Here is a 19,484-nt window from a genome sequence, read left to right on the forward strand (position 1 = left end):
TCCCCAAAGGAGTTACCCATGACTTACAAGCGCTTGAACAAAGACGATGCTGTTGTGCTGTTGGTTGATCACCAGACCGGCCTGATCTCCCTGGTGCAGGATTTCTCCCCCAACGAGTTCAAGAACAACGTGCTGGCCCTGGCCGACGTGGCGAAGTTCTTCAACCTGCCGACCATCCTGACCACCAGCTTTGAAAGCGGCCCCAACGGCCCGCTGGTGCCTGAGCTCAAAGAACTGTTCCCCGACGCGCCGTACATTCCGCGCCCTGGCCAGATCAACGCATGGGACAACGAAGATTTCGTCAAGGCCGTCAAGGCGACCGGCCGCAAGCAGATCATCATTGCCGGTGTGGTGACCGACGTGTGCGTGGCATTCCCGACCCTGTGTGCCCTTGACGAAGGCTTCGAGGTTTTCGTGGTCACCGACGCTTCCGGCACCTTCAACGAAACCGTGCAACAAGCCGCCTGGGCGCGTATGACCGCCGCCGGTGCGCAACTGGTCAACTGGTTCTCCGTGGCCTGCGAGCTGCAAGTGGACTGGCGCAACGATATGGAAGGCCTGGCCAACCTGCTTTCGCCGCGCATTCCCAACTACCGCAACCTGATGAACAGCTACTCGGCGTTCGCGGCCAAGTAACCTGCTCTGTAAAACACCGCAAAACCCTGTGGGAGCTGGGCTTGCCCGCGATTGCGATGCATCAGTCAACAGTATTGCTGGCTGATACACCGCTATCGCAGGCAAGCCAGCTCCCACATGGGTTTATATTGCCCACAACATCAGCGCCTGACACAGCTCCAACATTTGATGGTGTTCACATTTTGGTTTGTGGTGTGAGCACTGACGGGCTATAAAACAGCCTATCGTCCCCTGAGAAGCGACAATGAACCCCTTCGAAGACATGCGCCTGTTCTGCCAGGTCATGGAATCCGGCAGTTTCACTGCCGCCGCCGAGCAATTGGGCTTGTCCAAGCAATTCGTCAGCCGCCGCCTGATCCAACTGGAAGACCGCCTGGGCGTACGTCTGCTCAACCGCTCCACACGGCGCCTGGACGTCACGCCGCTGGGCCAGAGTTACTACGAGTCGGCCTTGCGCCTGCTCGGTGAGGTGGAGCAAGTGGAGCAGGGCATCGCCGGCCAGAACAGCGAACCCCGCGGCACCATTCGCCTCAGTGCACCCTTGTCGTTCGCCATGGCCCACCTGGGTTGCCTGTTGCCGTTGTTCCTGCGCCAGCATCCGCAGGTCTGCGTTGAAGTCGACCTGAGCGACCGCCCGGTGGACTTGATCGGCGAAGGCTACGACCTGGTGCTGCGCATCGGCACCCTGGAAGACTCCACCCTGATCGCCCGGCGGATCGCCGCTATCGAGCGGGTGTATTGCGCCAGCCCCGACTACCTGGCGCTGCGGGGGACGCCATTGAAACCCGAGGATTTAGCCACGCACGACTGCCTGCCTTACGGCCACGGCCGTCAGGTGCAATGGCGTTTCAAAGGCAAGGTGCAAGCGTTGAGCGTCAGTGGGCGCATGCGCGTCAACAACGGTGACCTGCTGCGCGATACCGCGATAGCCGGTTTGGGCGTTACCTACCTACCGACGTTCATTGTCAGCGAGGCCTTGAAGGATGGGCGTCTGGTCAAGGTACTGGAGGACTTCGCTCCTGAGGCCTTGACCCTGTCGGCGGTGTACCCGCAGCACCGCCAGAGTTCACGCCCGGTGCAAGCGCTGGTGGAGTTCCTGCGCGAACGCCTGGCTAGCGGCTGCTGAACAGTTGGCGGATCAGGTTGGGCGTGCTGCCCGTCCACCGCTTGAACGAGCGCCGAAAATTCGCCGCATCGTTGAAATTCAGGTACGCCGCTACTTGCTCGTTACTCCACCCCTTGGCCTGGTACAGGTGCAACGCCACATGCTTGCGCACCCGGTCGACCTGTTGCTGAAAACCGGTGTCGTGCCGTTGCAACTTGCGTTTTAGCGTGGCCGGGCTCATGGCGAAGGTGTGGGCGGCCTGTTCCAGGCTTGGTGGCTGGCGCACGTGTTCGCGCAGGTAGACATCGAGGCAGTCCAGAAGACTCGTGGCAAAGCCCAGTTGCTCGATTTGTTCAAGGGCTTGCTGGCGCGCGACCTGGCCCGCCGTGGCCGAAGCACCCGGCCAGGTGTGGGTGAGGTATTCACGGGGGAGGCACATCATGTTCAGAGGGCGTTCGAAGCGCGTGTGTTCGCCCAGATGCACCCAGTATTGCTCGACATACCGAGGTTCGGCGTGGCTGAAGCTGCACACCCACGGCAAGCGCTGGCCGCTGAGCCATTGGCTCATGGCAACCAGTGAAGTCATGCTGGCTTCGAGCAGAAAGCGCCAGTGTTCGCTGGCGCCGCAACTGTCCAACCAATACAGGTAAGCGTGGTGCTCATCCAGCTCCAGTTGCAGCGTGGCCAGCGGGCTGAGCAGCACTTGTTGCTGGATCAGGATATCCAGGGCCTGATGAAGGTTCTGTGCATGCCCCAGGGCATGACTGGCGGCGCCGTAGTAGCCGGGCAGCAGGCGTTGGCCAAACAGGAAACTGCTGTCATCGGCATCCAGCAGTTTGCGGCTGTTGCCGATCAAACCCAGGAACTGCTGCGGGCTCAATCGCGCATTACCGGCCAGGATGTCTTCGTGGAACAGGCCGGTGCCGCGCAGTAGGCGATGGCTGTCGATGTCCCGGGACAAGCCCAGGTCGATCAACGTGGCGGGTTGATAGTGACCGGGGATGAAGCGGCTGTCGTTTTCATACCAGCTGGTTTTCACGGCCATTTCAGGCACTTTTCGCAAGGGGTTGCTTGGCCCGGGCCAGGCCGATATTCAGCCGTTTGAGCAGCTCGTGGGGTGACTCTTGCAAGGCCATCACCACCGCCGTGGTCGCCGTCAGTTGCAGGCGTTCGCCCTGTTGCCGGGTCTTGTGGGCGAGGCTCTGCACCGCGTGTTGCAACTCCAGCGCCAGGCCCTGGGCCTGGCGCTCGCCGGTGTTGGGCAGCAGCACCACAAAACGATCGCCCGCCAGGCGGCACAACAGGTCCTGGCGGCGCAGGTTGAGCAACAGCACATGGCTGACAGCCTGTAGCACCGCATCACCCTCGGCATGCCCGTAGGCCTGGTTGATGGTGGCGAAGTTGTCCAGGTCCAGGGCCAACAACGACAGTGGTTGTTGCTGCGCTTGGCTGTCGCGCAAGCTGTCGGCGAGTTGGCGCTTGAGGTAGTCGGCACCGGCCAGGGGCGTGAGTTTGTCGAACAGCCGATGCTCGCGAAACAACCGCTCGCGTTTTTCCATCTGTGCGCTGATCGCCAGTTGTTCGTGGTGCCAGTGATAAATGCCAATCGTCAGCAGGATCATGCCCAACGGCATTGGCCCTGACTCCAGCCAGTGATCCCAGGAGATGCTGTCAGGCAGGCGGATGAATTCGTCGAGGCTGTCGATCCACCAGGAAAAAAAGATGCACGACAGCCCCAGCGCCAGGTATTGGGTGACCCGTCCGGCGGGGCGGCTTTTCAATACCAGGCCCAGCCAGATCAGCGCGAGCAGCGCCGAACCGCCTTCGCCGATGATATCCAGCCACACCCATTCGCTGACGCTTTTGAGCTCGCCGCAGGCCAGGTGCAGGATCAGTCCGAGGTTGGCGGCGATCAGGAGCAATGCGAGTTTCCAGCGGTGGGGTTTGAGCACGGAAAACATGGCCACGGGTCCTTGGGCAAATGAGTAATGGGCGCCAGCACAGCAGATGGATGTGACGGTTGGATGACGGGCGGGGAGGGTCGAATCAGCTCATGCCCTTGGCACATTTTTCAGCTGAACATGGAACCCATGTGGGAGCTGGCTTGCCTGCGATAGCGGCCTGACAGTCGACACAGGGTGTCAGACCGAGTACATATCCCTTCCTGCGGTAACGGCCACTTAGGGTTCCGCTCTTACAGCGGGTCACTTTTGGAAAAGAGCCCCAAAAGTAACCAAAAGGGCTCTTGCCCCACCACTCGGCACCTCGCCCAGGCTCGGTGTGCCCGTAATCCGCCATGATTTGGGGGGCCGCCGCCACGCGCCATCCATGGCGCGGGGCGGCTAAACCGGCATCCCTGCCGGTTTACCCCCCAAATCCCTGTCGAATTCCGGCCAGCGTGGTTTGACGGGGCGCCTGAGATCAAAAGCAGATCAAGAGCAAGATCAAGATCAAGAGCGGCTCGCTTCGCATCGTGGTTACCTGAGCGGCACATTCGACTTCTCTGTCGATCGAACCGCCGCCTTCGCCGGCAAGCCAGCTCCCACAGGTTGAGTGAGGTCATTTCAGCTCATTTGTACCCTCCAGAAGCCTGTAAACCCCGCTTTGACAGGCTCTGCCCGCAACCCTGTCACAGAACCGTCACGCCCCATCCCTAGCTTGCCCTCCCAGTTGCCGGGCCCCTTGCCTGGCGCCAACGGATTCTTGGGGAGGGTTTCATGTACAAGCGCACCGGGCTCGTCAGCTTTACGCTTACCGCCTTGGCTCTGGCGATAGCCTGCGAGCGGCTCAACGCCGCCGAAGCGGCCACCGAGCATGTCGATGTGGTCGGCCAAGCCGCTGCGATCGGCAGCGCCCTCAAGGAGCAGCGCTCTTCCGACAGTATCAAGAGCGTGGTGCATGCCGACGGCGTCGCCCAGTTGCCGGATGAGAACGTTGCCGAGGCGGTGCAGCGCTTGCCGGGCATCAGCGTTGAACGTGACCAGGGTGAAGGCCGCTTTGTCAGCGTGCGCGGCCTGGGCCCGGACCTCAACAGCGTGACCATCAACGGCACCCTGGTGCCATCCCCCGAGAGCGAGCGCCGCGCCGTGGCCCTCGATGTTCTGCCTTCGGAATTGGTGCAGTCGCTGTCGGTGATCAAGACGCTCACACCGGACATGGACGCCAACTCCCTCGGCGGCACCGTCGATGTGAAGAGCCTCTCGGCGTTCGATCACAAGGGCCTGTTCTATACCGGCAGCACCGAGGCCAGTTACGACAAGAACACGCACCAGACCAGCCCCAAATTCTCCGGCGCCGCCAGTAACCGGTTCAGCCTCGGCGACGGTATCGACAACTTTGGCGTGGCCGCGGCCCTCAGTTGGCAGAAGCGTGATTTCGGCTCGGACAACGTCGAAACCGGCGGCGCCTGGGACTTCAGCAACGGCGCCCGGCTCAACGAATTCGAGCAGCGCGACTACGACATCAGCCGTGAACGCGCCGGTGGTGGCCTTAACTTCGATTACAAGCCCGATGACCTGAGCAGCTACTACCTGCGCACCCTCTACAGTCGCTACAAGGACACCGAAACCCGCAACGCTGCCAGCCTCGAGTTCGCTGACCCGCAAGCGCCCGGCGAATTGGGCGACGCCGAGGGCAAACGCAAGCTCAAGAACCGCGAGGAAACCCAGCAAATCCAGTCCTACGTAGTGGGCGGTGAACGCATGCTCAGCCTGTGGACCTTGAGCGGCCAGGCCGGTTACAGCCGTTCCAGTGAAGACAGCCCGGGGCATATTGCCGGTGCGACCTTCGACGGCGGGGACTTTGCCGACAGCGGCTTTTACGACACGGCCAAGCCGCGCCCGCTCGTTGGTAGCGGTTTCTACGACCCCGCCAATTTCAGCCTGGACAAAGTCGACTGGGAAAAACAGCACACCCAGGACACCGAGAAGAACCTGCGCCTGGACCTGGCCCGCGACTATGACCTCAGCGGTTACGCATCCCAGTTCAAGTTCGGCGGCAAGGTCAGCCGGCGCCACAAGGACAATGACCTGGAGGCCTGGGTCTACAAGGACCTGGATGAACAGGGCTTGAGCGATGAACAACTCAACCTAACGCAGTTCCAGAAGGGCAACGTCGACTACCGCCTCGGCCGCTTTGGCCCAGGTATCAGCGCGGGCAATATCCGTCAGTTGATCGGCGGCCTCAATCGCGATGACTTCTATGACCCGACCGAATCCACTGTCAACGACTTCACCATCCGCGAAGACATCAATGCCGGCTACCTGATGAACACCGTCGATATTGACGACTGGCGCTTCATCGTCGGTATGCGTTACGAGGGTACCGAGTTCGAAGCCAAGGGCACCGGTGCCACGGACGGCCAGTTCAGCGCCACCGAGACCAAGCGCCGTTATCACCACTGGCTGCCGGGCCTGCATGCGCGCTACCAGATTGACAAGAACACCCAAGTGCGCGCCGCCTGGACCAAATCGGTGGTGCGCCCGACCTTTGGCCAACTGGCCCCGGGTTTTGTGATCGACGATGACGAGGCCACGTTCGGCAACCCGGACCTCAAGCCTCTGGAATCAAGCAACCTGGACCTGGGCATCGAGCATTTCATGGGCCGTGCCGGTACCGTCTCGGCCTTCGTGTTCTACAAAGATATCCAGAACTTCGTCTACAACACCGACGTGGCTGGTACCGGTGCCTGGGCCAACTTCGCCGAAGCGCACACCTTTGCCAACGGCGACAGCGCCAAACTGTATGGCCTGGAACTGGCCTACTCACAGAAGTTCGACTGGCTGCCTGCGCCATGGAACGGCCTGATGATCGGTGCCAACAGCACCTTCAGCCGTTCCAGCGCGGACATCGAGGGCTTCGACAGTGCCAGTGGGCGCAATCGCAAGCGCAACATCAGCCTGCCCAACCAGTCGGACACGGTCGGCAACCTGATGCTCGGCTGGGAAGACGACACCCTCAGCCTGCGCCTGTCGGCCAATTACAAATCGGCCTATTTGTATGAGTTGGCGTCGATCAATGACAAGGCCCATGACCTGCACGTCGACGCGCAAACCTTCGTTGATTTCAGTGCGCGCTACTCACTGACCAAGAACCTGCAGGTCAGCTTCGAGGCACAGAACCTCACCGACGAGTCGTACTTCGTCTACACCGGCCACCGTAGCTACAACGGCCAGTACGAAGAGTACGGTCCCACCTACAAGTTGGGCCTGACCTTCACCCATTTCTAACCCTGGCCCCTGTAGGAGCGAGCTCGCTCGCGAAAAACTTCAACGATGACGCGGGGCGCCTGAATGAATGCGGCGCCTGGGAGTTTTTCGCGAGCAAGCTCGCTCCTACAGGGCATCAGGGCAAGCCCTCCCAAACGGGATCCCCATTGTTTTCGAAGGATTGTCTGTTCATGAGAATTTCCAAGCTGTGCCTGCTGGTCGTACTGGTTAGCAGCGCCAATGCGTTCGCCACTGACCTACCGCTGACCCCTTGGGCACCCAGCCTGAACGCCCAGGCCGTTGCCTTCCTGCCCGGCGGCACCCAGCGCGTGGCCGCCAGTGCCCGCGACGGCCTGCTGCTGCTCGACGATAAAGGCGTCGAACTGGCCCGCTTCAAAGGCCGTTTCAGCAGCCTCGACACACGCGCTGCCGGCACTCAATCGCTGATCGCCAGCCTCGATAACGACCGCCAGCAGGCCTTGCTGATCGGTCTCGATGGCGCCGGCAAAACCTGGGGTACGCCGCTGTACCTGCCGACCCGCGACTTCGCGGTAAATAGCCTGTGCCTCTATCGCGATTCGGCGGTCAACCTGTTTGTGTTTCTGGTCGGTGAAGAGGGCAAGGGCGAGCAGTGGCTGGTGGGCAATGGTTCGACGCTGTTGGCCCAGGCGCAGCGTGTTCGCAGCCTGCCACTGCCACCATCGGCGCAATACTGCCAAGTGGATGATGCGGCCGAGCGATTGGTGGTGAACGAGCAAAACGTCGGCTGGTGGGCCTACCCGGCACACCCGGAAGCCGAGGTGAAGCGCACGCCCGTGGCGCTGTTCGACGATCCCCAGCGCGAAGCAGGCGCCATGGCCCTGGTGCCGGGCGGGATGCTCGCGTTGGACCCGAAAACCGCGCAATTGCACCTGTTCCAGCAAGTCGGGGAACGTTGGGTTGAGCAACCCAGCCTGGCCTTGCCGGGCCTCAAGGAACCGGAGCAGTTGATGATACAGGGCCGGCAACTGCTGGTGCGGGACGACGACAGCGAGCAGCTCTATCAGGGCCGCCTTGACTGGCAAGCCACGCCGGTGCCGGTTGCGCCGATACTTGCGCAAGTCGCCGCACTGCGCCAGACCGAACCCGTGGGTCGCCAAGGCGACGCTGCGGATGACCCGGCCATCTGGATTCACCCTGAAACGCCGGCCAAAAGTCGCGTGCTGGGGACCAACAAGAAACAGGGCCTGTTGGCCTACGATCTCGACGGCAAGCTGCTGCAGGAGCTGGCAGTGGGGCGCCTGAACAATGTCGACATACGCCCTGGCTTCAAACTCGGTACGCACACCGTCGACCTGGCCGTGGCGAGTAATCGCGACCGCAATAGCCTGAGCCTGTTCAGCATCGACCGCCAGAGCGGCGAGTTGCTTGAAGCCGGTGAGGTCCCCACGCCACTCAAGGACATCTACGGCATCTGCCTGTACCAGCCCGCCAGCGGTGAGCTCTACGCGTTCGCCAATGACAAGGATGGCACCTTCCTGCAATACCGCCTGAGTGCACCGGCTGGCCGTGTGCAGGGCGAGTTGGTGCGTCAGTTCAAGGTCGACAGCCAGCCCGAGGGCTGTGTGGCTGATGACCAGCGTCAACGCTTGTTTATCGGTGAGGAAGATGTCGGCGTGTGGGCGATGGATGCCCGTGCCGACCAACCGGCCACGCTCACTCCGGTGATCAAAGTCGGCCCGCAACTGCACGCAGATGTCGAAGGCCTGGCGCTGTATCAAAGCCCCGCGCGGGATTACCTGGTGATCTCCAGCCAAGGCAATGACAGCTATCTGGTGCTGGACGCCGAGCCGCCATTCGCTGTGCACGGCGCCTTGCGCGTTGGCCTCAATGCGGCCGCAGGCATTGATGGCGCCTCGGAAACCGATGGCCTGGAGGTCACTGCCGTCAACCTCGGTGGGCCATGGAGCCAGGGCATGCTGGTGGTGCAGGACGGGCGCAAGCGCATGCCCGAGCAAGCCCAGAACTTCAAGTTCGTGCCCTGGGCCGAGGTGAGCCGCGCGTTGAAATTACCCTGAGCTGTCATCACGCAGTCATCCGTTTTTAATCGAATAGGAGCTTTACCATGCACGCGACGATGGAACATATGACGATCTGGAGTTTGATCAGCGACGCCAGCCTGTTGGTCAAGGCTGTGATGGTCACTTTGCTGCTGGCTTCCTTGCTCAGCTGGTACCTGATCATTCAGCGCAGCAGTGTGCTGCGTGGTCTGGAACGGCAGCTCAACGGCTTCCTGGCGCGCTTTCGCGTGGCGTCGGACCTGCAACCCTTGTATCGCGACACCGTGCAGGCGGGCGAGGGCGGTGTGGCGCCGATCTTTATTGCCGGCATGCAGGAATACCAGCATCTGCACCACCACGATCCGGCAGTGCTCGAGGGTGTGGAGCGCACCTTGCAGGTAGCGATCACCGAGCAGGAGCTGGAGCTGGAAAAGGGCCTGCAGTTTCTGGCGACGGTGGGGTCGGTCAGCCCCTATATCGGCCTGTTCGGGACTGTGTGGGGCATCATGAATTCGTTTCTCGGCTTGTCGCAGGTGCAACAGGCCACGCTATCGACCGTGGCACCGGGTATTGCAGAAGCCTTGATTGCCACGGCCATTGGCTTGTTTGCGGCGATTCCGGCAGTAGTCGCCTATAACCGCTTTGCGGCCCGCAGCCAGACTTTGCTCACGCGCTACTACGCTTTTGGCAATGAGCTGCAAGTGCACCTGCACCGCACGCTGCGCGGTACTTCGAACAATCTGGCCGTGGCCGCCTGAACAAGGAGCAAAGCGATGTTGATCAGGCCGCAACGCAAGCACGGGCCCAAGGCCGAGATGAATGTGGTGCCCTACATCGACGTGATGCTGGTGCTGCTGGTGATCTTCATGGTCACTGCGCCCATGCTCACCCAGGGCGTAAAGATCGAACTGCCCAAGGTCGCCGCCGAGGCGCTGGCCACCGATACGCGCCAGCAGATCCTGACGTTGTCGGTGCAGGCGGACGGTGGCTACTACTGGAACCTGGGTGGCGAGCTGGATACGCGCCAGCAGACCGACAGCGCGGTGACCCTGGAAGAAATGAGCGCCAAGGTCATGCAGGTGGTGACGGCGCGCAGCGATACCCAGGTGTATATCCGCGCTGACGACAATGCAGGTTATGGCCGTGTAGTGGCGGCCATGGCGGTGCTGCAGAAGGGCGGCATCAGCAATCTTGGGCTGGTGACAGAGGCCCCACAATGACAACGATGATCCTGCACAGTCCGGCACTGGCCTTGGCGCCCAACGGCGATGGTTTATGGCGTAAAGGCCTGGCAGCGAGTCTGGCCGTGGCGCTGCATGGTGCGGTGGCAGTGGCGTTGATGCTGGGCTGGTCGACGGAGCGACCAGGGGTGGATGCGCCGCGGGTGATGCACACGCAGTTGGTGGTTTTACCCGCTCCGGCGCCGGCGCCGGCGCCTGTGCCGACACCCGAGCCCGTAGCTGCCGCGCTGGCAGAACCTGTTGTCATCCCGTTACCGACCAGGCCGACGGTTGATCCGCAGGTGCAGGCGCAAAAGCTCGAGAAAGCCGCGCTGGCGCGCAAGCGGGTTGAAGAAAAGAAACTCGAGCAACAACAGCAGCGCATGGCGACCGAGCAGCGCAATCAGGCGTTGGAACAGCAACGTCTGAGTCAGGAGCGTGCCGCTTCGGAAAAAGCCCGAGCCGCCGTGCCTGCGCCTAGCCCTGCATTCGACAGCCGCCAGTACCAACCCTTGAGCAAGGCCGCCCCCGACTACCCCGAACGCGCCCTGGACAAGAACATCGAAGGCGACTGCTCGGTGGAGTACACCGTCAACATCCAGGGGCACGTTGAAAACCCCAAGGTATTGGAAGGCTGTCACCCGTTGTTCATCAGGCCCTCATTGGCGGCGGCCAATACTTTTCGCTACCAGCCGAGAATCGTCGATGGCAAAGCTGTTGCCGTACCGGCAGTGCGCAACACCTTCCACTACCGCATCAAATGAGCTTCCCCCGCCACCTTCCCAAAACCTGTGAGAGCTGGTTTGCCGGCGATAGCGGTGGCTCAGTTGAATATTCAGTGACTGACACACCGCGCTCCCACAGGGATCTGTGCCAGGCGCTGATTTTTTTTGGGCAATGCATGACCAGTGTGGGAGCTGGCTTGCCGGCGATAGCGGTGGCTCAGTTGAATATTCAGTGGCTGGCACCCCCTCTTCGCGGGCAAGCCATCAGGCGTTCGCGAGGTTACTTAACTCAAGGCCCGCCACATACCGTTCCAGATTAGCCAGGAACGTATCCGCAATTTCCTCCTTGCTGCGGGTCGAAATAGCCGAAGTATGCGGCGACAGCCGTACCTTCGGATGGCTGTACAGCGGATGCCCATCGGGCAGTGGCTCTGGCTCGGTGACGTCGAGGGAAGCCAGGCCGATCTGGCCGTTATCCAACGCGTGCAACAGCGCTTGCTGATCGAGCAGGCCACCGCGGGCGATATTGATCAGGTGCAGCCCCGGCTTGGCGCTGGCCAGCACATTACGATTGATGATATGCCGCGTTGCTTCCGTCAGAGGGGCCGCCACCACCAGGTGATCGGCGCGGGCAAACAGGTCGTGGATGTCCTTGGCCGCTTCCACGCCATCGAGGCCGAACGGGGTTGTGCTTTGACGCAGCGCCACGACCTTGAGCCCCAGTGCCAGAGCCTTTTGCGCCAGGCTTGTGCCAATCGCGCCAAAGCCCAGAAGGCCCAGCGTGGTGCCCTTGAGCGGGCGCAGCGCGGTGAACTGCCACTGGGCATCCTTTACCCAGATGTCCGGCAAATGCTTGGCCGCGGCAAAGATCGCCGCCAGGGCGAACTCGGCCAGGTTATCGGCGGCGCTGCCACGGGAAGTGGTCACGGGTGGGCCGTTGAATAGCCACTGGGGGTAGAAGTCGATACCCGACGACACCAGGTGCACCCACTGTGCGCCGTAGGGCCAGCCCGGTGGCGGGGTGTCGGGGGCGGTGTAGCCCCGCACATTGATCGGGCGCAGCAGCAGGATATTGGCGTGGGGCGGCAAGTCACTGGGCACACCGACCGGCACGGCGATTACCTGGGCTTCGGGGTGCAGTGGGGCAAGGCGCTCCCGGATCACCTGGTTGTAATCTTCGTCCAGTTGGCTGGCAATAATCACCTGACTCATGTGCGTTCCTTTTGGCGCTGGTTGAACACAGCTTTGCCGACGCCTTGCAGCACGGCGTCATTTTGCGGAGTGTGGACGCGGCTGCACAGCACATCGCGGTAATGCCGTTGCAGTGGGCTGTGCCGTGACAGGCCAGGGTTGCCCGAGGCTTCGACGGCCAGCTCGACCGCACGGATCGCATTGCCGGTCACCAGGTACTTCACTTGTGCGGCATTGGCCGTCGGCGTGTGCCCTGCGGCAGCAGCATCGAGCAGGCTACGGTTGGCGAACAGCAAAGTGTCGATATGGCCGACGGTCTCCTGAAAACGCGGCAGGGTGGACAGTGCCGCGCCGAGATTCGACGGCTTGCGCTCCTCCAGCCAGTCCACCAGCCAGTCTCGTGCCGCCTGGGCCACGGCGTCGTACACCGAGGACAACAACACCGACATCCAGAGGAATCCTTCGCCATCCAGCTCCGCTTGCGGGGCGCTCCAGGGGCTGACGCTGACCGCATGGTCAAGGGGCACCCATACGTTGTCCAACACCACCTCATGGCTGCAGGTGGCGCGCATGCCCAAGTGGTCCCAGGTGTCGATGATGCTGACGCCGGGGCTGGCCTTGGACACCAGCCAGGCGCCTACCAGCGGGTCGGCGTCATCGCTGCGCGCCCACACGCTGAACCAGCTCAGGCCATGGCTGCCGGTGGAGTAGAGCTTGCGCCCACTGATACGCCAGCCGTCGGCGGTGCGCACGGCGGTGGTGGCCGGCAAACCGCCACGGGCTGGGGTGCCAAGGTCAGGTTCGACACGCAGGGCATTGATCAGCGCGCCGTTCTGCACCGCCTCCTGCGCGACCTGCACGCGCAGGTGTGCGGGCCAGCTCTGGTTGTCTTGCAGGCGGGCGTGTTGCAGGTATTGCATCACCAGGATCAATGCCGTGGACGGTTCGCCCTTGGCGATGGCGCTGATGACCTTGCGCGCCTGGGACAGGCTGGCGCCACCGCCGCCGAGTTTTTTCGGCACGGTCAGGGCGATGAGTTGGTGTTGGTGCAGGAGCTTGAAATTAGCGTGGGGGAAGGCGCCGCTTTCGTCATAGAGGGGCGCGGTACTGGCCAGCTCGGCGCTGAGATGATCAAGCAGGGCGTCGAAATCGATGGCTTCCACAGCCTTGAGAGACGGTTGAGTCATAAGTCTGTACTCGGTCAAAAATGTGGGAGGGTGGCAAGCCCTGACCCCCTTGTAGGAGCGAGCTTGCTCGCGAAAAACTCACAGGCGCCGCGTTTATTCAGGAAGTGCGCGTTATCGTGGGCGTTCTTCGCGAGCAAGCTCGCTCCTACAGGGGGTAGTATTCAGGCCAGGGCTTGTTCGGTGGCTTCGATCACGCTGTAGCGGTTCGCTGGCACTTCCAGGCCGAGGTTGTCCCGTAGGGTGTGGCCGCTGTACTCGGTACGGAACAACCCTCGCTGTTGAAGCACCGGCACCACCAACTCAGTGAAATACTGCAGGCCATCCGGCAGTACCGAGTTGATGATGAAACCATCGCTGGCGCCGCTCTCGAACCAGGTCTGGATGGCATCCGCGACCTGTTCCGGGGTGCCGACAAAGTCGCGCTGGGGCCGCGAGAAACGCAGGGCCACTTCGCGCAGGGTCAGGCCTTCGTCACGGGCCAGTTGCTTGATACGTTCGGAGCCACCTTTCTGGCTGTTGGCGCCCAGGTCGCCCAGTTCAGGGAAGGGCGCATCCAGCGGGTACTGGCTGAAATCATGGTCGTTGAACGGCCGGCCGAGGGCGACAATGGCGTCTTCCACGGTGACCAGCGCCACGGCTTGCTGGTAGCGGCTTTCCACTTCGGCGGCATCGCGCCCGACAATCGGGCGGATGCCCGGCAGGATCGACAGGCTGTCCGGGTCGCGGCCAAAGCCCTTGGCGCGGCGTTTCAAATCGGCGCTGTAGGCCTTGGCCTCATCGATAGTTTCCACATGCACAAAAATCGCATCGGCGTTTTCGGCGGCAAAGTTACGCCCATCCTCCGAAGTGCCCGCCTGGAAAATCGCCGGTTGGCCCTGGCGCGAACGCGCGATGTTCAGCGGGCCTTTGACCGAGAAGAATTCGCCCTTGTGGTTAAGCGCATGCAACTTGCCTGGGGTGAAGAATTCGCCGCTGTGCTTGTTATAGGCAAAGGCGTCGTCCTCCCAGGAATCCCACAGGCCCTTGACCACATTCAGGTGTTCCTTGGCGATGCGGTAGCGCACGGCGTGGGGCGGATGCTCGGCCTTGCCGAAGTTATCGGCGGTGCCACTCAGCCACGAGGTGACGACGTTCCAGCCGGCGCGGCCGCCGCTGATGTGGTCCAGGGAGGCGAACTGGCGTGCTACCTGGTAAGGCTCGGTGTAGCTGACGGTCACGGTGGCGACCAGGCCGATATGAGTGGTCAGCGCGGCCAGGGCCGAGAGGATCGTCAGCGGCTCGAAACGGTTGAGGTAATGGGGGCTGGACTTGGGGTGGATATGCAGGCTGTCGGCGATGAACACGAAGTCGAACCGGGCGGCTTCGGCCAGTTCGGTCTGCTGCTTGTAGAAGCCGAAATTGGTGCTGGCGTCGGGTTGTGCCTGCGGGTGGCGCCATTCGCCCCAACCGTGGCCGACACCGTGCACCATGGCACCGAGTTTCAATTGACGTGGCTTGCTCATGTTCTGCTCCTTAGCGCGAGGCTTGTTCGAGGGGGATACGCTTGGCGTTGAAGCTGGAATCGAAGCCCTGGGAGACGTCGATGTGTTTGCTCAGCAGGCCTTCTTTTACATAGGTGTCGGCGGTGGCTTGCAGGCCATGGATCACCGTATCGTCAATCGTGACCGGGGAAAGATGGGTGTCCTGGGCCACTTCTATATGCACGGCCAGTGGCAGGCCAGTGATCTTGGCCTGGGCAGCGGCGTATTGCTCGGGATGGGTATTGGCCCAGGCGTAGGCGCGATCAATGCGGGCGACAAAGTCGTCCAGTTGCACGCGCTTGTCGGCAATGGCTTGGCCGGTGGCGGCGAAGTACAGATGATTGCTCAGCAGGTGCTTGCCGCTCACCAGCACGCGAGCATTGCTCTGTGAGGTGACCACGGTGGTGTAAGGGTCCCACGTCGCCCAGGCATCGGCGGTGCCGTTGTCGAGTACCAGCCGGGACTCGGCGGGCAGCAGGAAGATGAACTGCACATCCTGGGTGGTCAGCCCGGCATCGTTCAGGGCCTTGATCGCCAGGTAGTGCCCGATGGAGCCGCGCCCGGTGACGATCTTCTTGCCCTTGAGGTCGGCCGCGCTCTTGATCGGCGAATCCTTGGGCACCAGCAGCGCCGTGGTGTTACGGCCCTCGGCATGGATGATGCTGATCACCTTGATCGAGGCACCGGCGCCGAGGGCGAACACATAAGGGGCATCGCCCAGGGCGCCGATATCCACAGCGCCGGCGTTCAGCGCTTCGCCCAGGGGCGAGGCCGAGGGGAATTCCGACCATTTGATCTCGTAGGGCACGTTCTGGCTTTCGCCCGAGGCTTCCAGCAGCGCCTTGATCGTGGATTTCTGGTTGGCCACGCGCAGCGGTTGCAGGTCGCCAGCCTGGACGGTGGAAAGCAGGCCGAGGGCGAGGGCAGCGCCCAGCAACAGGCGTTTGAATGGAATGGCGTACAGCATGGGAAAAACTCCAGGCGTTGGGTAAAGGAAAGTACCTCCGCCTGGAGAAGGGGTCGGTTGAGCGAAACGGTGCAGCGGTGAATCAGATCACGTAGAAACCATGGGTGCCGTCGCGGGCCAGTTGTTCCACGAGGCCGAACTCCCAATCCAGGTAAGCCTGCATGGCTTCCCGAGGGTTGTCGGTGCCTTCGTAAGGGCGGCGGTAGCGGTCGATACGCGGGGACGCCAAGTGGCTTTCGCCTGACTCAAGGGGCAGTTGCGCTTGGATCCAGCCGGCCGTGCCGTCCTGCAGCAAAAAGACCGGCTTGCCGGTAAGGGCCTCGACTTCCGGCACGGCCAGGCGCGCCAGTTGGCTGCTGCCGCAGGTCAACACATAGCGCTGGGCGCTCGGTACCTTGCTCAGGGCCTCGGGCAGTTGCGCGCGTAGCACCCACCGAGCGCCGGGGATATGACGTTTCACGTAGTTGGCGCTGGCCGTGAAGTCCAGCACCTGCGTGTCGCCATGGCCGAGCCAGTCGGCAAGGGTGTGGGGGCTGATCAGTTCGGCCTGGGGCGGCGGCGGTACTGGCGCGACCCATGCGCCGCGCTCGCTGAAGTGCTCCGCTTGCAGGTCATCCAATACGTACACCTGCCAGCCCAACTGGGCCAGCCACGACGCGGACATATTGGCGCGCACACCGTCGTCGTCCACCAGTACCAGGCGCGCACCGCGCACACTGGCAACGTGGTCGGTTTCCTGCACCAGTTGCCCGCCCGGGGTGGCGCGGGCGCCCGGCAGGTGGCCGGCTTCGAATTCTTCTGCGGTGCGCACATCGAACAGGTAGGTGGTGCGGGTCGCGTCCTGTTGCCAGCGGTGCAGATCATTGCGCGTCGCACGCTTGACCCCGGCTTTATCGGCAACACCATGTGCCTTTTGGGCGGCGAGTTGGCGATGGTTTTCCGAGGTCGGCGCAAAGCGGCGCGCCTGGCCATGGTCGAGGGTCTGCCCGGCCAAGGTCCAGCCGATGGTGCCGTTGCGCAGGGCTGCCACCGGGTTGGGGAGGCCGGCGTTGATCAACGACTGAGTGCCGATAATGCTGCGGGTGCGCCCGGCGCAATTGACGATAATGCGCGTAGACGGATCGGGCGCCAGCTCACGGGCGCGCAACACCAACTCGGCCCCCGGCACGCTGATGCTGCTGGGGATGCTCATGGTCTGGTATTCGTCGAAGCGGCGCGCATCGAGCACCACCACATCGGCCTGGCTGTCGAGCAGGGCCTGGACCTCTTCGGCGGCCAGGGACGGTGTGTGGCGCTGGCTCTCCACCAGTTCGCCAAACGCCTTGCTGGGTACATTGACGTCGATAAACAGCTCGCCACCGGCCCGACGCCAACCGTCCAGCCCATCCTCCAGCAGGCTGACCTGGGTGTAGCCCAGTGCAACCAGGCGTTCGGCGGCGCGCTGGGCCAGCCCTTCGCCGTTGTCGTACAGGGTGACTTGGGTATCGCGGCGTGGAATGCGCGCGTACACCTCCAGTTCCAGCTTGGACAAGGGGATATTCGCGGCGAACAGCGGATGGGCCTCGGCAAAGGGGGCTTCTTCGCGCACGTCGATCAGCGCGACTTCTTCGCGTGCCAACAGGGCCTGGCGAATCTGCGCAAAGCTGCGGGTCGATAGGGTGGTCATAGGGCAGGGCTCTTTTCTTTGGACAGGTCCCAGATGTTCGGGAGATAGGCGTTGGAATAACCGGAGATAAACAGTTTCTCGCTGCCGTCGGGTTGATACACCGCCCGGCGCACCGCGCCGATATTGGCGCCGTATACGTGGATGCTGATGGACACTTGGTCGCCGTGGGCATTGCTGACCTGATGGATATCGCCGACTTTGGGCGACACCGCCTCGACCTGGCCCGGCAGCAATTGCACGGGTTCGCCTTGCGCTACCAGGCCGCCGCCCGGTGCCCGGGCAAACCCCTGGGAAACCTCCGCGCCGCGCAACATGCCGATCAGACCCCACACCCTGTGATCATGAATCGGCGTGCGTTGCCCTGGCCCCCATACAAAGCTGACCACGCTGAACCGCTGGCGCGAATCGGCATGCAGCAAAAATTGCTGGTAGCGCTCGGGGTCGGGCTGGGCGAACTCGTCGGGCAGCCAATCATCGTGGCTGACCAGTTGCGCCAGCAGCTTGCCGCCACGGTGCAGCAGGTCGCCTTCACGCGGGTTGCCGTCGATCAATTCCGCCAGGGCGCCTATGAAGGCTCTGAGTCTCTCGGGGTGTCGGGCCTGGGTCATGACCATTCCATCGGGCTGTTGGTATGCTTTTATCTAAGCATAATGTTTATTTTTAATATGCTATTTTTTAATGATTAGCTTATAGCCGGAGGTAATTTAGAACCGGTTTGAATAGTGTTAGACGTTATTGATCACTGGCTGGGCTATCCAGACCTGTGTGCGGCCACTATGCTTCACGCACATCTTAATGACTGATCTGTATGTGCGGCCCAAATGAAAATTGACGATATCGATGCCTTTGTCGAAGTGATTCGTTGCCAGTCCATCAGCCATGCCGCCGCGTCGTTGCAGCTGACCCAGCCAGCCATCACCCGCCGCGTGCAGAACTTCGAGCAGGCCCTGGGAGTGGAGTTGTTCGACCGCAACACCAAGCCCCTCAAGCCAACGCTGATCGGTACCCGGGTCTATGAGCAATGCCGGTTGATCCTGCGCGAGATGGATGCCCTGCGCGAACTGGTGGCCACCGATGCACCGCCCACCGGCGTGCTGCGCCTGGGCGTACCGCAGACCATCGGCGATGTGGTGCTGCTGGACGCACTCAAGCATCTGCGCAGCGAATACGCCGACTTGCGCGCCCAGGTTGCCACCGGCTGGGGCAGCCAATTGGTCGGCAAGATTGAACGCGGCGAACTGGATGCGGCGGTGGCGTTGTTCCCCGCAGGCAAGATCTTCCCGGACAACCTGGTCGGTGAGTCCATCGGCAAGATGGAGTTGGTGGTGGTCTGTGCCAAGGCGCAGTTGCCGAAGAAGCCTTGCAAGCTGGCGGACGTGTACCAGAGCGGTTGGATCCTCAACCCGGACGGTTGCGGGTTCCGTACGGGGTTGCAGCGCACCTTGTCTGACCAGGGCCTGGCGCTGCGGGTGAACCTGGAAACCTTCGGCACCGAACTGCAACTGGGCCTGGTGGCCGACGGCCTCGGCCTTGGCCTGGTGCCACGTCCGTTGCTGGAACGCAGTGCTCATCGCGAGCACCTGGCGGCGATGCCCCTCAAGGACTTCAAGCCGGTGATGGATTTGTGGCTGATCTATCCGCATTTTCTCGGCAACCTGCAAGGGCCGGTGGATGCGTTTGGTCAATGGGTGGCGGATGCTTTGCACAAGATCCGCAGCGCTGCCTGACGCTCTGCCAGCCGACATTTACCTACCTGACACCCCGCAATCCAACTGTGGGAGCTGGCTCGCCTGCGATGACGGGCTGCCAGCCGACATTTACCTACCTGACACCCCGCAATCCAACTGTGGGAGCTGGCTTGCCTGCGATAGCGGCCTGACAGCCGATACAGGGTGTCAGACCGAGTACATATCCATTCCTGCGGTAACGGCTACTTAGGGTTCCGCTTTTACAGCGGCTCACTTTTGAAAAGAGCCCAAAAGTAAGCAAAAGGCTCTTGCCCCACCACTCGGCACCTCGCC

The 19,484-nt window shown here is 62.2% G+C and carries 16 protein-coding genes; 8 read left to right on the plus strand and 8 right to left on the minus strand.

The features are described 5' to 3' along the window. The first annotated feature begins 18 nt into the window (after positions 1-18). Both ycaC and BT204_RS26410 read left to right on the plus strand, forming a co-directional pair. Entirely contained in the window at positions 19-636 is a 618-nt protein-coding gene (ycaC, locus tag BT204_RS26405) for an isochorismate family cysteine hydrolase YcaC (RefSeq protein ID WP_003191905.1), read from the plus strand. A gap of 244 nt (positions 637-880) precedes the next feature. Next, a complete protein-coding gene (locus BT204_RS26410) occupies positions 881-1,762 on the plus strand; it encodes a LysR family transcriptional regulator (protein ID WP_054898661.1) in 882 nt (293 codons plus the stop codon). On the opposite strand, the gene BT204_RS26415 is transcribed toward BT204_RS26410, so the two are convergent. Together BT204_RS26415 and BT204_RS26420 are read right to left on the minus strand one after the other, a co-directional pair. Then, complete coding sequence (locus BT204_RS26415; protein ID WP_072448822.1) at positions 1,749-2,786, minus strand: AraC family transcriptional regulator; 1,038 nt, start codon at positions 2,784-2,786, stop codon at positions 1,749-1,751. The two genes, BT204_RS26410 and BT204_RS26415, sit on opposite strands and share 14 nt — an antisense overlap. Position 2,787: 1 nt before the next feature. Then, positions 2,788-3,702: a GGDEF domain-containing protein gene (locus BT204_RS26420; protein WP_072448824.1), complete on the minus strand. Its 915-nt coding sequence runs from the start codon at positions 3,700-3,702 to the stop codon at positions 2,788-2,790. 756 nt (positions 3,703-4,458) lie between these two features. On the opposite strand from BT204_RS26420, the gene BT204_RS26425 reads away from it, so the two are divergent. From BT204_RS26425 to BT204_RS26445, 5 genes are all read left to right on the plus strand, one after another. Beyond that, positions 4,459-6,969, plus strand: a complete 2,511-nt coding sequence (locus tag BT204_RS26425) for a TonB-dependent receptor (protein ID WP_072448826.1) — start codon at positions 4,459-4,461, stop codon at positions 6,967-6,969. A gap of 170 nt (positions 6,970-7,139) precedes the next feature. Then, the gene (locus tag BT204_RS26430) at positions 7,140-9,005 is read left to right on the plus strand and encodes a phytase (RefSeq protein ID WP_072448828.1); all 1,866 of its coding nucleotides are present in this window, start codon (positions 7,140-7,142) and stop codon (positions 9,003-9,005) included. A gap of 47 nt (positions 9,006-9,052) precedes the next feature. After that, entirely contained in the window at positions 9,053-9,745 is a 693-nt protein-coding gene (gene tolQ / locus BT204_RS26435; protein ID WP_072448830.1) for a protein TolQ, read from the plus strand. Positions 9,746-9,760: 15 nt separating this feature from the next. Then, entirely contained in the window at positions 9,761-10,207 is a 447-nt protein-coding gene (gene tolR, locus BT204_RS26440; RefSeq protein ID WP_072448832.1) for a protein TolR, read from the plus strand. Then, a complete protein-coding gene (locus BT204_RS26445; protein WP_072448834.1) occupies positions 10,204-10,971 on the plus strand; it encodes an energy transducer TonB in 768 nt (255 codons plus the stop codon). Before tolR ends, BT204_RS26445 begins: the two co-directional genes overlap by 4 nt. Before the next feature lie 225 nt (positions 10,972-11,196). Here BT204_RS26445 and BT204_RS26450 read toward each other — a convergent pair whose 3' ends face one another. The 6 genes from BT204_RS26450 to BT204_RS26475 form a co-directional block, all read right to left on the minus strand. Then, on the minus strand, positions 11,197-12,144 hold the full coding sequence (locus BT204_RS26450; protein WP_072448836.1) for a D-isomer specific 2-hydroxyacid dehydrogenase family protein: 948 nt from the start codon (positions 12,142-12,144) through the stop codon (positions 11,197-11,199). Further along, the gene (locus BT204_RS26455) at positions 12,141-13,310 is read right to left on the minus strand and encodes an acyl-CoA dehydrogenase family protein (protein ID WP_072448838.1); all 1,170 of its coding nucleotides are present in this window, start codon (positions 13,308-13,310) and stop codon (positions 12,141-12,143) included. The genes BT204_RS26450 and BT204_RS26455 overlap by 4 nt, the downstream gene beginning before the upstream one ends. Positions 13,311-13,471: 161 nt before the next feature. Further along, a complete protein-coding gene (locus BT204_RS26460; RefSeq protein ID WP_034127403.1) occupies positions 13,472-14,812 on the minus strand; it encodes an LLM class flavin-dependent oxidoreductase in 1,341 nt (446 codons plus the stop codon). A gap of 10 nt (positions 14,813-14,822) precedes the next feature. Then, the gene (locus BT204_RS26465; protein ID WP_072448840.1) at positions 14,823-15,797 is read right to left on the minus strand and encodes an ABC transporter substrate-binding protein; all 975 of its coding nucleotides are present in this window, start codon (positions 15,795-15,797) and stop codon (positions 14,823-14,825) included. An 82-nt stretch (positions 15,798-15,879) separates the two neighbouring features. Beyond that, the gene (locus BT204_RS26470; protein ID WP_072448842.1) at positions 15,880-17,463 is read right to left on the minus strand and encodes a rhodanese-related sulfurtransferase; all 1,584 of its coding nucleotides are present in this window, start codon (positions 17,461-17,463) and stop codon (positions 15,880-15,882) included. Further along, positions 17,460-18,071 carry a cysteine dioxygenase family protein gene (locus BT204_RS26475; RefSeq protein ID WP_014718170.1) on the minus strand — a complete coding sequence of 204 codons (612 nt, stop codon included), beginning with the start codon at positions 18,069-18,071 and terminating at the stop codon, positions 17,460-17,462. The genes BT204_RS26470 and BT204_RS26475 overlap by 4 nt, the downstream gene beginning before the upstream one ends. A 213-nt stretch (positions 18,072-18,284) precedes the next feature. Between BT204_RS26475 and BT204_RS26480 the strand changes: the two genes are divergently transcribed. Beyond that, entirely contained in the window at positions 18,285-19,190 is a 906-nt protein-coding gene (locus tag BT204_RS26480; protein WP_072448844.1) for a LysR family transcriptional regulator, read from the plus strand. The last annotated feature ends 294 nt before the right edge of the window (positions 19,191-19,484 follow it).

The sequence above is a fragment of the Pseudomonas sp. NFPP02 genome, assembly GCF_900119355.1.
In the GTDB taxonomy this organism is placed as follows: Bacteria; Pseudomonadota; Gammaproteobacteria; order Pseudomonadales; family Pseudomonadaceae; genus Aquipseudomonas; species Aquipseudomonas paracarnis.

Coding starts and splice junctions, on each gene's coding strand:
- ycaC (WP_003191905.1), top strand. CDS start 19: ATGACTTACAAGCGCTTGAACAAAGACGATGCTGTTGTGCTGTTGGTT.
- BT204_RS26410 (WP_054898661.1), top strand. CDS start 881: ATGAACCCCTTCGAAGACATGCGCCTGTTCTGCCAGGTCATGGAATCC.
- BT204_RS26415 (WP_072448822.1), bottom strand. CDS start 2,786: ATGGCCGTGAAAACCAGCTGGTATGAAAACGACAGCCGCTTCATCCCC.
- BT204_RS26420 (WP_072448824.1), bottom strand. CDS start 3,702: ATGTTTTCCGTGCTCAAACCCCACCGCTGGAAACTCGCATTGCTCCTG.
- BT204_RS26425 (WP_072448826.1), top strand. CDS start 4,459: ATGTACAAGCGCACCGGGCTCGTCAGCTTTACGCTTACCGCCTTGGCT.
- BT204_RS26430 (WP_072448828.1), top strand. CDS start 7,140: ATGAGAATTTCCAAGCTGTGCCTGCTGGTCGTACTGGTTAGCAGCGCC.
- tolQ (WP_072448830.1), top strand. CDS start 9,053: ATGCACGCGACGATGGAACATATGACGATCTGGAGTTTGATCAGCGAC.
- tolR (WP_072448832.1), top strand. CDS start 9,761: ATGTTGATCAGGCCGCAACGCAAGCACGGGCCCAAGGCCGAGATGAAT.
- BT204_RS26445 (WP_072448834.1), top strand. CDS start 10,204: ATGACAACGATGATCCTGCACAGTCCGGCACTGGCCTTGGCGCCCAAC.
- BT204_RS26450 (WP_072448836.1), bottom strand. CDS start 12,144: ATGAGTCAGGTGATTATTGCCAGCCAACTGGACGAAGATTACAACCAG.
- BT204_RS26455 (WP_072448838.1), bottom strand. CDS start 13,310: ATGACTCAACCGTCTCTCAAGGCTGTGGAAGCCATCGATTTCGACGCC.
- BT204_RS26460 (WP_034127403.1), bottom strand. CDS start 14,812: ATGAGCAAGCCACGTCAATTGAAACTCGGTGCCATGGTGCACGGTGTC.
- BT204_RS26465 (WP_072448840.1), bottom strand. CDS start 15,797: ATGCTGTACGCCATTCCATTCAAACGCCTGTTGCTGGGCGCTGCCCTC.
- BT204_RS26470 (WP_072448842.1), bottom strand. CDS start 17,463: ATGACCACCCTATCGACCCGCAGCTTTGCGCAGATTCGCCAGGCCCTG.
- BT204_RS26475 (WP_014718170.1), bottom strand. CDS start 18,071: ATGACCCAGGCCCGACACCCCGAGAGACTCAGAGCCTTCATAGGCGCC.
- BT204_RS26480 (WP_072448844.1), top strand. CDS start 18,285: ATGAAAATTGACGATATCGATGCCTTTGTCGAAGTGATTCGTTGCCAG.